Origin of the sequence: Thiomonas sp. FB-6 (assembly GCF_000377645.1) — a bacterium.
Taxonomy (GTDB): domain Bacteria; phylum Pseudomonadota; class Gammaproteobacteria; order Burkholderiales; family Burkholderiaceae_C; genus Thiomonas_A.
Genome location: NZ_KB898497.1, coordinates 1 through 13,877, shown reverse-complemented (window position 1 = coordinate 13,877; position 13,877 = coordinate 1). Strand labels below are relative to the sequence as shown.

Below are 13,877 nucleotides of genomic sequence, written 5' to 3'. Positions count from 1 at the left end.
TCGCCCACCGCGCTTCAGGCCGCCTGCGCGGCGCCGACGAAGGCCGGCGGGGCCGGCGTGCCGGTGGAGACCGTGAGGACCTCGTAGCCGGTGGGGGTGACCAGCACCATGTGCTCCCACTGCGCCGACAGCGAGCGGTCCTTGGTGACGATGGTCCAGCCGTCGGGCATTTCGCGGATCTCGCGGCGCCCGGCGTTGATCATCGGCTCGATGGTGAACACCATGCCCGGGCGCAATTCCTCCAGCGTGCCGGGCCGGCCGTAGTGCAGCACCTGCGGGTCCTCGTGGAACTTGCGCCCGATGCCGTGGCCGCAGAACTCGCGCACCACGCTGTAGCCCGCCGCCTCGGCGAAGGTCTGGATGGCGTGGCCGATGTCGCCCAGGTGGGCGCCCGGGCGCACCTGCTGGATGCCGTGCCACATGGCCTCGTAGGTGATGCGGCACAGGCGCTCGACGTGCGGCGGCACCTTGCCCACCAGGAACATGCGGCTGGTGTCGCCGTGCCAGCCGTTCTTGATCACGGTGACGTCGATGTTGACGACGTCACCGTCCTTGAGCGCGCGGTCGTTCGGGATGCCGTGGCACACGACGTGGTTGACCGAGGTGCAGATGGACGCCGGGTAGGGCGTGTAGCCGGGCGGGGCGTAGTTCAGCGGGGCCGGGATGCCTCCCTGCACCTTCACCGTGTATTCATGCGCCAGCCGGTCGATTTCCTTCGTCGTGATTCCCGGCTTGACGAAGGGCGTGAGGTAGTCGAGCAATTCGGCCCCCAGGCGCGCCGCGATGCGCAGCTCGACCAGGTCCTGCTCGGTTTTGATGGAAATACTCATGTTTCGCATTATCTCACCCGCGGCCCTCGCGCGTGCGCGTGGGTGCGCCCCCCTACAATGGCCGGGCCCCGCGTCGAGGCGCGGCGGCGCCGATCCGCCGCTACGCGAGTTCCCGCCTTGTCCACTCCCACCGCTTCTCCCGCTTTCCCCGCCCCTTCCGTCTCCTCCGATGCCGGCCGCGCCGGCGGAGCTCCCCCGATCGCCGAATTCGAAGGCGGCGTGGCGCTGTCCGCGTTCCGCCTGGGCGCGCTGCTGCAGCGCCTGCGCGAAAGCTGTCCGGCCGAGGCCGCGGGCATCGCCGCGCTGCACGCGCGCCAGGTGCATTTCGTGGCCACCGAAGCGCCCGCCGACGCCGCGCTGCGCGAGCGCCTGGCCGAATTGCTGCGCTACGGCACGCCGTACACCGGGCCGGAGGATGGCCCCTCGCTGCTGGTGGTTCCGCGCCTGGGCACGATCTCGCCGTGGGCGAGCAAGGCCACCGAGATTGCCCGCCACTGCGGCGCGCAGGTGCGGCGCATCGAGCGCGCGGTGGAGTTCCGCTTCGAGCTGGCGCGGCGCGCGCAGGCGCCCGGCGCGCAGCAACTGCTGCTGCTGGCGCGCGCGCTGCACGACCGCATGACCGAGAGCGTGGTGCTGTCGCGTGCCGACGCTCACCGTCTGTTCGACGACCTGCCGCCCCAGGAGCTGCGCAGCGTGGACGTGCTGGGCCAGGGGCGCGAGGCGCTGGCGCGCGCCAACGTGGAGCAGGGCCTGGCGCTGTCGGACGACGAGATCGACTACCTGGTGGAGGCCTTCGCGGGTCAGTTGCGGCGCAACCCCACCGATGTCGAATTGCTCATGTTCGCGCAGGCCAACAGCGAGCATTGCCGGCACAAGATCTTCAACGCCCGCTTCATCATCGACGGACGCGAGCAGGAGCACACCCTGTTCGGCATGATCCGCAACACCCATGCCGCGAACCCGCAGGGCACGGTGGTGGCCTACTCGGACAACGCCTCGGTGATGGAAGGCGGCACGGTGCAGCGCTGGCAGCCGCAGGGCGCGGATCACCGCTACGCCGCCGAGCCCGCGCTGGTGCACACCTTGATGAAGGTGGAGACCCACAACCACCCGACGGCGATCTCGCCCTTCCCGGGCGCCGCCACCGGCGCCGGCGGGGAGATCCGCGACGAAGGCGCCACCGGACGTGGCGGGCGGCCGAAGGCGGGCCTGAGCGGTTTCCACGTCTCCAGCCTGCGCCTGGATCCGGCGCATCCCGAGCCCTGGGAGGGCGAGGACGTGGGGCGCCCCGGCCACCTGGCCAGCGCGCTGCAGATCATGGTCGACGGCCCGATCGGCGCGGCCGCCTTCAACAACGAGTTCGGGCGCCCGAACCTGTGCGGCGTGTTCCGCGTGTTCGAGCAGTCCGCGGGAGAGCGTCGCTGGGGCTACCACAAGCCCATCATGGTCGCCGGGGGCGTGGGCGAGATCGCCGACGCGCACACCCACAAGATCGAGTTCCCGCCCGGCACGCTGCTGCTGCAGCTGGGCGGCCCGGGCATGCGCATCGGCGTGGGCGGCGGCGCGGCCTCCAGCCTGGCCACCGGCACCAACGCCGAGCACCTCGACTTCGATTCGGTGCAGCGCGGCAACCCCGAGATGCAGCGCCGTGCGCAGGAGGTCATCGAGGCCTGCCGCGCGCTGGGAGCGGCCAACCCGATCCTGGCCATCCACGACGTGGGCGCCGGCGGCCTGTCCAACGCGCTGCCCGAGCTGGTGGACGGCGCCGGGCTGGGCGCGGCGCTGGAATTGCGCGACGTGCCGGTCGAGGAAAGCGGCATGAGCCCGCGCGAGATCTGGTGCAACGAAAGCCAGGAACGCTACGTGCTGGCCATCGCCCCGGAGGCGCTGGAGGAGTTCGCCGCGCTGTGCGAGCGCGAGCGCTGCCCCTTCGCGGTGCTGGGCCGCGCGCAGGACCGCGCCTTGCTGCAGATGGCCGACCGCCTGCTCGGCCAGGCGCCGGTGAACATGCCCATGTCGGTGCTGCTGGGCAAGCCCCCGCGCATGGTGCGCGACGTGCGCAGCCAGGCGCTGCGCCTGCCGGACATCGATCTCACCGGCGTGGAGCTGGAATGGGCGGCGCGCACCGTGCTGCGCCACCCCAGCGTGGCCAGCAAGCGCTTCCTGATCAGCATCGGCGACCGCACCGTGGGCGGACTTTCGCACCGCGACCCCATGGTCGGCCCCTGGCAGGTTCCGGTGGCCGATTGCGCGATCACCCTGGCCGACTACGCGGGCACCCGCGGCGAGGCCATGGCCATGGGCGAGCGCACTCCGCTGGCGGTGGCCGACGCGGCGGCCAGCGGGCGCATGGCGGTGGCCGAGGCGCTGACCAACCTGATGGCCGCGCCGCTGCACTCGCTGGGCCAGGTGAAGCTGTCGTGCAACTGGATGGCCGCCTGCGGCCAGCCGGGCCAGGACGCAGCCTTGTACGAGACGGTACGCGCGGTGGCGATGGATCTGTGCCCGCGCCTGGGCATCGCCGTGCCGGTGGGCAAGGATTCGCTGTCCATGCACACGCGCTGGCAGGCCGACGGCGCCGAGCGTTCGGTGAGCTCGCCGGTGTCGCTGCTGGTGTCGGCCTTCGCGGTGCTCGACGACGTGCGCGGCGCCTGGACCCCGCAGCTGCGCCTGGACCAGGACGCCAGCGTGCTGCTGCTGGTCGACCTGGGCCACGGACGCCAGCGCATGGGCGGCAGCATCCTCGCGCAGGCGCTGGGACAGGCGGTGCAGCCGGTGCCCGACCTGGACGAGGCGCAGGACCTGCTGAACCTGTGCGCCGCGCTGGCCGAGCTGCGCCGGCAGGACATGGTGCTGGCCTACCACGACCGCAGCGACGGCGGCCTGTGGGCGGCCGTGTGCGAGATGGCCTTCGCCGGCCGCGCCGGGCTGGCGCTGAACCTGGATATGCCCATCGCCGCGGCCGAGGCGCTGCCCGACGAGGGCGACGCCAAGAACTGGGCCCAGCAGGTGGCCGAGCGGCGCAACGACCTGGCCCTGCGCGTGCTGTTCAACGAGGAACCCGGGGTGGTGCTGCAATTGCGCCTGGATCGGCGCGACGAGGCGATGCGCATCCTGCGTGCGCACGGGCTGTCGGCCTGCAGCCACGTGGTGGGGCAGGTCGGCCCGGGCGACACGCTGGAGGTCTGGCGCGATTCGCGCCGCATCCTGCAGCTGCAGCGCGCCGAGCTGATGCGCGAGTGGGACCACGTCTCGCACGCCATCGCGCGCCTGCGCGACAACCCGGAGTGCGCCGACTCGGAACACGCGCTGGCCTGCGGCGACGACCCCGGCCTGCATGCCCAGCTGGGCTTCGACCTCGCCGAGGACGTCGCCGCTCCCTTCGTGGCCGTGGGCGCGCGTCCGCGCGTGGCGATCCTGCGCGAGCAGGGCGTGAACTCGCAGCGCGAGATGGCCTGGGCCATGGACCGTGCCGGCTTCGCCGCGCACGACGTGCACATGAGCGACCTGATCGCCGCACGCGTGGACCTGCGCGAGTTCCGCGGCCTGGTGGCCTGCGGCGGCTTCAGCTACGGCGACGTGCTCGGAGCCGGCGAGGGCTGGGCGCGCACCATCCGCTTCAACCCCGCGCTGGAGACGGCTTTCGCGGAGTTCTTCGGCCGTGCCGACACCTTCGCGCTGGGTGTGTGCAACGGCTGCCAGATGCTGGCCGCGCTGGCGCCGATGATCCCGGGCGCACAGGCCTGGCCGCGTTTCACCCGCAACCGCTCCGAGCAGTACGAGGCGCGCCTGGCCATGGTCGAGGTTCTGCCCTCGCCGTCGCTGTTCTTCAGCGGCATGGCGGGCAGCCGCATGCCCATCGTGGTCGCGCATGGCGAAGGCTACGCGGACTTCTCCCAGCAGGGCAATGCCGCGGGGGTCGATGCCGCGCTGCGTTTCGTGGACGGCCACGGCCGGCCCACCGAGGCCTATCCCCTGAACCCCAACGGCAGCGCCGGCGGCCTGACCGGGGTGACCACCGCGGACGGGCGTTTCACCGCGCTGATGCCGCACCCGGAGCGCGTGCACCGCGGGCTGCAGTTCAGCTGGGCGCCGAGCGAGTGGGGCGACGCTTCGCCGTGGGCGCGCATGTTCCGCAATGCGCGGGCCTGGTGTGCTTGAAGGGGATACCCCCCGGGCCGGCGCAAGCCGGCTGGGCGGGCTGGACAGCCTGCGCGGGCTGGCCATCGTGTGGATGATGGCCTTCCATTTCAGTTTCGACCTGAACTGGTTCGGCTACATCCACACCGATTTCTACACCAGCCCGCTGTGGCTGTGGCAACGGGTGTGCATCGTCAGCCTGTTCCTGCTCAGCTCGGGCCTGAGCCAGGCGGTGAGCGACGCACGTGCGCGCAGCGAGGCGGCTTTCTGGAAGCGCTGGGCGCAGATCTTCGGCGCAGGGCTGCTGGTAGTGGCCGGAAGCTGGTTGTTATTCCCGGATAGCTTCATCTATTTCGGCATCCTGCAGGGAGTGTCGGCCATCCTGCTGGTGCACCGACTGCTGGGGCGGCGCCTGGGCCCCTGGGTGCTGCTGCTGGCGCCGCTGGCCATCGCCGCGCCCCATGTGTTCGCGTCGGCCCGCTTCAACCCTCCGTGGTGGAACTGGACCGGCTTGATCACGCACAAGCCCATCACCGAGGACTACGTGCCGCTGCTGCCCTGGCTCGGGGTGTTCTGGGCCGGCGCCGGCGTGGGCGCGCTGCTGCGCCGCGTGGACCTGCGTCCGTTGCGCGTGCTGCCGCGGGTGGCGCCGCTGGCCTGGCTGGGCCGCTGGCCGCTGAGCGTCTACCTGCTGCACCAGCCGCTGCTCATCGGGCTGCTGTGGCTGGCCTCGCGCGTCCTGGGTCATCCCACGCCCTTCTGAAGGGCCCGGGGCGGGCCCCGCCTATACGCACACAGGCGGCATGGTTTTTGCCCCGCGAGCCACATTCGTGCGCAGAATGGACTCCATGCGCATGAAACATTCGGATGCATCTGTGTTGAAAGCTTCGCCGCGCCGTCTGACTTAGCGCAAGCGAATGGCGGCTCGACTTGCCTAGGCTTTGCTCTGGTGTCGTTCCCGACCCGCATTCCTGCAAGGAGCCTCGTTCATGTCCGTAGAGCACCCTTATCAGCCGCTCGCGCTGCCCGGCGCGCGCGCTGGCGCGCCAGCGCTGGCCGAGCCCGACTGGCCCGTCCCCGATCTGCGATTCGCCCGCCCGATGGGGGCCTGGGTGATCGTCGGCGCGCTGTTCGTGGTGGTCGTCGCGCTGTGGACGATGATCGCGGTGTTCTTCTCCGCCCACGCCTGAGGACGCGCCATGAGTTCGACGACGAAGGATGCCTTCGAGCACCGCTTCCACCAGGCCGCGCAGCGCCACGAGCGCGCGTGGGTGTTCCTTTCGGTGGTCATGATCGCGGCGCTGTTCATCGCCGCGGTCTACCTGGTCGTGCACGACTACGGCGTGGTGGCCAAGACAACGCACATCTACGCCGACCCCAACACCCCCGCCACGCTGGCGGATTTCCAGGGCAGCGGCGTGAAGCAGACCGGCCCCAACTCCTACAGCGTGTACGAGATGGGGCGCATCTGGTCCTGGACCCCCGGAAGCGCCACCCCGCTGACCCTGCCGGCCGGCGCGCACGTGACCTTCTACGTCACCAGCGGCGACGTGCTGCACGGATTCGAGATCCAGGGCACCAGCATCAACCTGACGGCCATCCCCGGCGTGGTGGGGCACGTGAGCTACACCTTCGACAAGCCCGGCACTTACTACATCATCTGCAACGAGTACTGCGGGGCAGGGCACCAGGCGATGATCGGCAAGATCATCATCACCGGGAGGGCTCACGCATGAGCGCCGTCATGACGCAAGGCGGCGCGCAGCCCGCCGCGCTTTCGGTGTCCCGGGACGTGGCCGCGGCCAAGCGCCTGCTGCTGGCCTTCTGGGTCACGGGCTTTTGCGCGCTGCTGGTGGGCATCGCCATCGGCGTGCTGCAGGGAGCCAATTACGCGGGCATCAACCTCTATCCCTACCTGGCCCCGTTCCTCAAGACCTACTACCAGGGTCTGACCCTGCACGGCGTGCTCAACGCCTTCGTGTTCACCTTCTTCACCATCTCCGGCTGGCTCATGTACCTGCCGGCGCGTGAACTCAAGCTGCGGCCCAACCTGGCGCTGGGCTGGTTCACCTACGGCCTGATGCTGCTGGGCACGCTGATGGCGGCCTATGCCATGTTCGACAACTCCTCGAGCGTGCTCTACACCTTCTACCCGCCGCTGCAGGGCAGTCCCTACTTCTACCTGGGCATCACGCTGGTGGTGGTGGCCAGCCTGCTGCCGCTGATCGTGGTCATGGACCTGCGCGCGCGCTGGAAGCGCGCCCATCCGGGGCAGATCACACCGCTGGTGACCTTCATGAGCGCGAGCATCCTGCTCATGTGGCTGCTGGCCGCGCTGGGAGCGGCCAGCGAGGCGGTGTTCCTGCTGGATCCCTGGTCGCTCGGGCTGACGTCCACCGTGGATCCGTTGCTGGCGCGCACCCTGTTCTGGTGGACCGGGCATCCGATCGTGTACTACTGGCTGATGCCGGGCTACATCTCCATCTACGCGCTGCTGCCGCGCCAGGCCGGCGGCAAGCTGGTGTCCGACCCGCTGGCGCGTCTGGCCTTCCTGCTGCTGATGGTGTTCTCGGTGCCGGTGGGAACCCACCACCAGTACACCGACCCCGGCATCGCCCCGGTGATCAAGGGCGTGGTGACCGCGCTGACCCTGTCGGTGGCGATTCCCAGCCTGATCACCGCCTTCACGGTGGCACTGAGCCTGGAGTACGCCGGGCGCAGGCGCGGCGGCAAGGGCCTGATGGGCTGGTGGAACGCGCTGCCTTGGCGCGACCCCTCGGTGGCGGCGCAGGTGCTGGCGCTGGTCAGTTTCATCTTCGGCGGCGCCGGCGGCATCGTCAACGCCAGCTGGCAGCTCGACAACGTGGTGCACAACACCCTGTGGATTCCCGCGCACTTCCACCTGACCGTGGGCACAATGACCACGCTGGTCTTCATGGGCGTGAGCTTCTGGCTGCTGCCGCACCTGACGGGACGGCGCCTGTTCGCGCCGCGCCTGGCGCTGGCCTCGGTGTGGCTGTGGTTCGCCGGGCTCATGCTGTGGGGCTTCGCGGGGCACTGGGCGGGCCTGGACGGCGTGCCGCGCCGTGCCTGGATCTCGGCGCTGCCGCACGACCAGTACATGCGCCTGTACGGCGCCGTGCACGGGTCGCTGCAGCTGGTGGGCATCGGCGGCGTGATCGCGGCGCTGGGAGGCATCGCCTTCTTCGTCTGTTTCTTCGGCACCCTGTTCGGCCGCCGCGACGAGCAGGCGATGCGCCAGATCCCCTTCACCGAGGTGATCACCGGGCCGGAGCATTCGGTGATGGCGCGCATCGCCGAGCCCCTGGTGCTGTGGACCGTGGTCACGCTGGTCGTCACGCTGGCGGTGTACATCCCGACCCTGTGGCCGATGTTCACGCATCCCATCCATGCCGTCGGTTTCCACATCTGGTGACGCGGCAGCCGGGCCCCCACGGCCCGGCGGGGATTGGCGGGGCTCGGCACTGCGCGCGCTGCTGGCCTGCCTGCTGCTCGGGCTGCTGTTGTGGGCCTGGGGGCGCGCCGGCCGGGCCGGGCCCGATCTGCACGGGCAGGCGCTCGACGGCCGGCCCGCGCCGGCCTTCCGGGGCCTGCTCGACACGCACGGCAGGGCCTTCGACTGGGGGGACCAGCGCGGTGATGCCGTGCTGGTGTTCTTCGGCTACACCCACTGCCCCGACGTATGCCCGCTGACCCTCGTGCGCCTGGCGCGCGTGCTGGACGGCCTGGGCGCGCGCTCGCGCCGGGTGCGCGTGGTGTTCGTCACCCTGGATCCCGCACGCGACACTCCGAAGGTGCTGCGGGTCTATCTCGACGCCTTGCTGCCCGGAGCGCGGGGCCTGCGCGGCGATGCCGGGGCCACCGCGCGCAGCGCGGCCGAGTGGGGGGTGCGCTGGCGCCGGGTCGACGATGCCCGCGGCGGCGGGGACTACTGGTTCGACCACAGCGCCTCGGTCACCCTGGTGGGCCCGCAGGGGCACCTGCGCGCCCGCTACGGTTATGCCCAGCTGGCCGCGCGCGGCCTGTTGCGCGCGGACCTGCGTGCCTTGTTGCGATGAGCCCGCTGTCCTGGGGCCGCGGCGCGTGGATGGGCTGGACCCTTGGCGTGCTGGCGGTGCTGGCCGTCTACGCCTGGCAGGCGCGGCGCGGCGCCTGGGGCGCGGGGCGCGCTGCCCTGTTCGTGGCGGGCTGCGCCGCGACGCTGGCCGCGGCCTGGGGCCTGCACGATCCCTTGCAGTCCATGAGTGTCTACGCCGCCGCGCTGATGCTGCTCGGCCAGGGCGTGTCACCGCTGCTGCTGCTGGGCGTTCCCGCGCGGGTACGCGCCTCCTGGGGGGCGGCGCGCCACCGCTGGTGGGCGCGCTGGCTGCTGGACCCCTGGGTGGCGGTGGCGGTGTTCGTGCTGCTGACCCTGGCACTGAACCTGCCCGGCCTGTTCGAGACCGCGCTGGGCGACGCCGTGTACAGCGCGCCCATCGGCGTGCTGCTGCTGCTCGGCGGGCTGATGATGTGGGCGCAGCTGCTGGAGGGCAGCCGCGGCATCCGGCGGCGCTGGCTGGCCGGGCTGGTGGGCTGGCTGGCCACCCTGCCGATGATGCTGGTCGCCGCGGTCTGGGTGTGGAGCCCGAGCGTGCTGTACATGCCCTACCTGGACGTGCTGTGCCTGTGGAACCTCAGTCCGCTGCAGGACCAGCACTACGCGGGGCTGGCCATGTTCGTCGCCGGCCTGCCGCTGCAGTTTCGCGCGGCATGGCTGTTGATCATGGGGGATGCGTGAACGCAAGGTTCGCGCGGGTGCTCCCGCGTATGCTGGAACCCGCGAAGGACCTCTGGAGGATGCGCGATGCCCCAGCCTGACGACGAGCCCCGAGCCGGGCGCGAGCCCGACGCCGCGCAACGGTCCGGTGCCTCGGACCCTCGCGACGAAGCCGGCCGCCCGGCCCCGCGGCGCATGCGCCTGCCGAGCCTGGATCCCAAGGCGCGCATCCATTTCGGCTACTGGCTGGTGGCGCTGATGCTGCTGTTGTGGCTGCAGGGCCTGTGGCAGGGCGCCTCCCAGGTGCAGACCGTGCCCTACAGCGAATTCGAGGCTGCCCTGCAGCAGGGCCGCTTCAGCGAGGTGCAGCTGGGCGAACAGACCATCACCGGCACGCTGCGCCAGCCCGCGCCGAAGGGGCCGACCAAGCTGGCCGCGCTGCGCGTGGATCCGCAGGTGGCGCAGCAGCTGCAGCGCTACGGCGTGCGCTACGAACAGCTGCCCAGCAACGCCTGGCTGGCCAATCTGTTGTCGTGGGTGTTCCCGGCCCTGGCCTTTTTCGGGGTGTGGTATTTCATGGTGCGGCGTTTCGCGGACCGGCAGGGCGGCCTGGGCGGAGGGTTCCTGTCCATCGGCAAGAGCCACGCCAAGGTGTACATGGAAAACAGCACCGGCGTGAGCTACGCCGACGTGGCCGGCGTCGACGAGGCCAAGCACGAGCTGCAGGAGGTGGTGGAGTTCCTCAAGGATCCGCAGGGCCACGGGCGCCTGGGCGCGCGCGCGCCCAAGGGGGTGCTGCTGGTAGGGCCGCCGGGCACCGGCAAGACCCTGCTCGCGCGCGCGGTGGCGGGCGAGGCCGGAGTGCCCTTTTTCTCCATCAGCGGCTCGGAGTTCGTGGAAATGTTCGTGGGCGTGGGCGCCGCCCGCGTGCGCGACCTGTTCGAGCAGGCGCGGGCGAAGGCGCCGGCGATCATTTTCATCGACGAACTCGACGCGCTGGGGCGCGCGCGCGCCGCGGCGCCCTTCGGCGGCGGGCACGACGAGAAGGAGCAGACCCTGAACCAGCTGCTGGTCGAGCTCGACGGCTTCGACCCCAGCTCGGGGCTGGTGATCCTGTCCGCCACCAACCGCCCGGAGATTCTCGACCCCGCGCTGCTGCGCGCCGGGCGTTTCGACCGCCAGGTTCTCGTGGACCGGCCCGACAAGGTCGGGCGGGTGCAGATCCTGCGCGTGCACGCGCGCAAGGTGCGCCTGGATCCCGCCGTGGACCTGGAGCAGGTGGCCGCGCTGACCCCGGGCTTTTCGGGCGCTGACCTGGCCAACCTGGTCAACGAGGCGGCGCTGCTGGCGACGCGCGACGACGCCCAGGCCGTGAACGCCGACCATTTCACGCGCGCCGTCGAGCGCATCGTCGCCGGCCTGGAAAAGCGCAACCGACTGCTCAATCCCCACGAGCGCGAGGTGGTGGCGCACCACGAAATGGGGCATGCGCTGGTGGCCATGAGCCTGCCCGGCAGCGAGGTGGTGCACAAGGTGTCGATCATCCCGCGCGGTATCGGCTCGCTGGGCTACACCATCCAGCGCCCCACCGAGGACCGCTACCTGATGACCCGCGTCGAGCTGGAGAACAAGATGGCCGTGCTGATGGGCGGGCGCGCGGCCGAGTCCCTGGTGTTCGGCGTGCTGTCCACCGGCGCCGCGGACGACCTGGCCAAGGCCAGCGACATCGCGCGCAGCATGGCCACGCGCTACGCCATGGTGGATTCGCTGGGCCAGGTGGCGTTGGAGGACACGCCGCAGAGCATGCTGGGCACGCCGCTGCCCGCGCAGCGCAACTACAGCGAGCAGACCGCACGCGAGATCGACTGCGCGGTGCGCGAACTGGTGGGGGCGGCCTTCGAGCACGCTCGCTCGCTGCTGCAGCAACGCCGCGCGCAGCTGGAGCAGGGGGCCGCGCTGCTCCTCAGCCGTGAGACCCTGACCGAGGCCGACCTGCGTGACGTGCTCGGCCTGGACGCTAAGGATGCGCGGCGCGCAGCATCGGCAGCAGCGAAGCCACCAGCAGGGCCGCCATCAGCAGGTTGAAGACCACGACCCGGCGCCGGGTCTGCAGCAGGCGCTGCAACTGGGTGCCGCCGACCGCCCACGCGGTGATGCTGGGCAGGTTGATGGCGCCGAACATCGCGATCGCCCCCAGCAGCACGAGCGCGCCGCTGGTGGCGGGGATGTAGGTGCTGAAGGCGCTCACGGCCATCAGCCAGGCCTTGGGGTTCACCCACTGGAAGGCCACGGCGCCCAGGAAGCTCATCGGACGCGCCGCCGCCCGCCGCGACGGATCCGGCGGCGCCGCGTTGGCCATGCGCCAGGCCAGGTACAGCAGATAGGCGGCTCCCGCCCAGCGCATCAGCGCGTACAGCCAGGGCAGGCGCGAGAACACCTCGGCCAGGCCGAATCCCACGCAGGCCACGAGGAACAGGAAGCCGCAGGCCACGCCCAGCAGGTGCGGCAGCGAGGCGCGCAGGCCGAAGTTGGCACCCGAGGCCAGCAGCATCAGGTTGTTGGGGCCCGGCGTGATCGACGCCGCGAAGGCGAACAAGGCGAAGGCCATCAGGCTTGCATGGGACATGCGCAACGGAACACGAAGAGGGAAGGGAATCGCGCGGCCCCGGGGGTTCCCGGGGGAGTCGCCGAGCCGCGCGGCATGGCCGAACTCTACAGGCTCGCGGCAAGGCGCGTCAGGTGCAGCGCGGGCCGGATCCGGGCGGTACATGAGGCGGCCGGCATGATCTGTACTGCCCGGATGCAGCGGGGACTGTGATGCCTTCCGCTCGGCCGCGGCGTGGCGGTTCCATTGCGCGGCTGGTGCATGAAGTCATGCAAACCATGCAATTCTCCTAGGGAAACACTGATCAATTCGGGGCGGCTGGCATCGCACGCTGGCCGAGCGGGGCGTGAACTGGAACAATGGTCCTGAACGTCCGAGAGCGCGAGGAACGACGATGCAGACGAGCTTTTCCGAGTACGAGTACGGGAGCAAGAAGCGGCAGACGCGACGCGACCGCTTCCTGGCCGAGATCGAAGCGATGACGCCGTGGGGCGAGTTGGTCGCGGCGATCGAGCGCCACTATCCGAAGGGCGGTGGCCGCGGTCGCCCGCCGATCGGACTGGAGCGCATGCTGCGCATGTACATCGCGCAGAACTGCTTCGGGCTGTCGGACGAAGGCATCGAGGATGCCATCTACGACAGCCAGGCGATCCGGCGCTTCGTTGGCATCGATCTGGGCCGCGAGTCGGCACCCGACGCCACGACGCTGCTCAAGTTCCGCCGCCTGCTCGAAGACAAGCAGCTCACCGAAACCATCTTCACGACCATCAACGCGCACCTGGCGGCCAAGGGGCTGTTCCTGCGGCGCGGCACGGTGGTGGATGCGACCATCATCGAGGCGCCGCCGTCGACCAAGAACGCCAAGGGGGATCGCGACCCCGAGATGCACCAGACCAAGAAAGGCAACGCGTGGCATTTCGGCATGAAGGCCCATATCGGCGTCGATGCCCAATCGGGGCTGGTGCACACCGTGGTCGGCACCGCCGCCAATGTGGCTGATGTGACCCGGGCACAAGATCTGCTGCATGGCGACGAGGAGGATGTCTTCGCCGATGCGGGCTACCAGGGCGTGGCCAAGCGCGAGGAGAACATCGGTGTTCCGGTCAACTGGCATGTGGCCATGCGCCCCGGCAAGCGCCGCGCGCTGGCCGGGCACGGCTGGGCGCAGAAGCTGGAGTGGATCGAGCAGATCAAGGCCAGCATCCGCGCCAAGGTTGAGCACCCGTTCCACGTCGTGAAGAACCTCTTTCGGCACCGCAAGGCGCGCTACCGCGGCCTGGCGAAGAACACGGCGCAGTTGCACACGCTGTTCGCCATGGCCAATCTGATGCTGGCGCGCAGGCTGGTTTGGAACTCCGACACCCGAGGTGCGTCCGCAGTGTGAAAAATGGGGCAAAGGGCGGCGTCCGCTGCCGATTTTCGGCCGCGCTTCGGACCTCCTGACCGCGAAACGCCCGTTTTTCGCACAGTTCGCGACCATGGATACAAGCGGCTTCGCCCAAGAGGTCATTTCTTCAGTGCTTCC

11 protein-coding genes are annotated in these 13,877 nt (G+C 70.4%); 9 read left to right on the top strand and 2 right to left on the bottom strand.

Going from position 1 to position 13,877, the window contains the following annotated elements:
- Positions 1-14: 14 nt before the first annotated feature.
- Complete coding sequence (map, locus tag D466_RS0115435; RefSeq protein WP_018914613.1) at positions 15-830, bottom strand: type I methionyl aminopeptidase; 816 nt, start codon at positions 828-830, stop codon at positions 15-17.
- Positions 831-1,049: 219 nt separating this feature from the next.
- Between map and purL the strand changes: the two genes are divergently transcribed.
- The 8 genes from purL (at position 1,050) to ftsH (ending at position 11,832) form a co-directional block, all read left to right on the top strand.
- Positions 1,050-4,991 (top strand): phosphoribosylformylglycinamidine synthase, encoded by a 3,942-nt coding sequence (gene purL / locus D466_RS0115430; RefSeq protein ID WP_018914612.1) that lies wholly within the window; start codon positions 1,050-1,052, stop codon positions 4,989-4,991.
- On the top strand, positions 4,984-5,733 hold the full coding sequence (locus D466_RS0115425; RefSeq protein WP_018914611.1) for a DUF1624 domain-containing protein: 750 nt from the start codon (positions 4,984-4,986) through the stop codon (positions 5,731-5,733). Before purL ends, D466_RS0115425 begins: the two co-directional genes overlap by 8 nt.
- A 226-nt stretch (positions 5,734-5,959) precedes the next feature.
- Positions 5,960-6,160 (top strand): hypothetical protein, encoded by a 201-nt coding sequence (locus tag D466_RS21985; RefSeq protein WP_018914610.1) that lies wholly within the window; start codon positions 5,960-5,962, stop codon positions 6,158-6,160.
- Positions 6,161-6,169: 9 nt separating this feature from the next.
- Entirely contained in the window at positions 6,170-6,706 is a 537-nt protein-coding gene (locus tag D466_RS0115415; RefSeq protein WP_018914609.1) for a cytochrome c oxidase subunit II, read from the top strand.
- On the top strand, positions 6,703-8,406 hold the full coding sequence (locus D466_RS0115410) for a cbb3-type cytochrome c oxidase subunit I (protein ID WP_018914608.1): 1,704 nt from the start codon (positions 6,703-6,705) through the stop codon (positions 8,404-8,406). Before D466_RS0115415 ends, D466_RS0115410 begins: the two co-directional genes overlap by 4 nt.
- Positions 8,381-9,049: an SCO family protein gene (locus D466_RS0115405; RefSeq protein ID WP_081629982.1), complete on the top strand. Its 669-nt coding sequence runs from the start codon at positions 8,381-8,383 to the stop codon at positions 9,047-9,049. Before D466_RS0115410 ends, D466_RS0115405 begins: the two co-directional genes overlap by 26 nt.
- Entirely contained in the window at positions 9,046-9,768 is a 723-nt protein-coding gene (locus D466_RS0115400; protein WP_231385746.1) for a cytochrome c oxidase assembly protein, read from the top strand. Before D466_RS0115405 ends, D466_RS0115400 begins: the two co-directional genes overlap by 4 nt.
- 189 nt (positions 9,769-9,957) lie before the next feature.
- Positions 9,958-11,832 carry an ATP-dependent zinc metalloprotease FtsH gene (gene ftsH / locus D466_RS0115395; RefSeq protein ID WP_026285341.1) on the top strand — a complete coding sequence of 625 codons (1,875 nt, stop codon included), beginning with the start codon at positions 9,958-9,960 and terminating at the stop codon, positions 11,830-11,832.
- On the opposite strand, the gene D466_RS0115390 is transcribed toward ftsH, so the two are convergent.
- Positions 11,765-12,373: a LysE family translocator gene (locus D466_RS0115390; RefSeq protein WP_038166491.1), complete on the bottom strand. Its 609-nt coding sequence runs from the start codon at positions 12,371-12,373 to the stop codon at positions 11,765-11,767. The two genes, ftsH and D466_RS0115390, sit on opposite strands and share 68 nt — an antisense overlap.
- 373 nt (positions 12,374-12,746) lie before the next feature.
- Between D466_RS0115390 and D466_RS0115385 the strand changes: the two genes are divergently transcribed.
- Positions 12,747-13,736, top strand: coding sequence for an IS5 family transposase (locus D466_RS0115385; RefSeq protein WP_018914603.1), 990 nt, complete (start codon positions 12,747-12,749; stop codon positions 13,734-13,736).
- Positions 13,737-13,877 lie beyond the last annotated feature (141 nt).

Bases quoted from the DNA above. Each gene is read 5' to 3' on its own strand.
- map (WP_018914613.1), bottom strand. From the start codon at position 830: ATGAGTATTTCCATCAAAACCGAGCAGGACCTGGTCGAGCTGCGCATC.
- D466_RS21985 (WP_018914610.1), top strand. From the start codon at position 5,960: ATGTCCGTAGAGCACCCTTATCAGCCGCTCGCGCTGCCCGGCGCGCGC.
- D466_RS0115415 (WP_018914609.1), top strand. From the start codon at position 6,170: ATGAGTTCGACGACGAAGGATGCCTTCGAGCACCGCTTCCACCAGGCC.
- D466_RS0115410 (WP_018914608.1), top strand. From the start codon at position 6,703: ATGAGCGCCGTCATGACGCAAGGCGGCGCGCAGCCCGCCGCGCTTTCG.
- D466_RS0115405 (WP_081629982.1), top strand. From the start codon at position 8,381: ATGCCGTCGGTTTCCACATCTGGTGACGCGGCAGCCGGGCCCCCACGG.
- D466_RS0115400 (WP_231385746.1), top strand. From the start codon at position 9,046: ATGAGCCCGCTGTCCTGGGGCCGCGGCGCGTGGATGGGCTGGACCCTT.
- D466_RS0115390 (WP_038166491.1), bottom strand. From the start codon at position 12,373: ATGTCCCATGCAAGCCTGATGGCCTTCGCCTTGTTCGCCTTCGCGGCG.
- D466_RS0115385 (WP_018914603.1), top strand. From the start codon at position 12,747: ATGCAGACGAGCTTTTCCGAGTACGAGTACGGGAGCAAGAAGCGGCAG.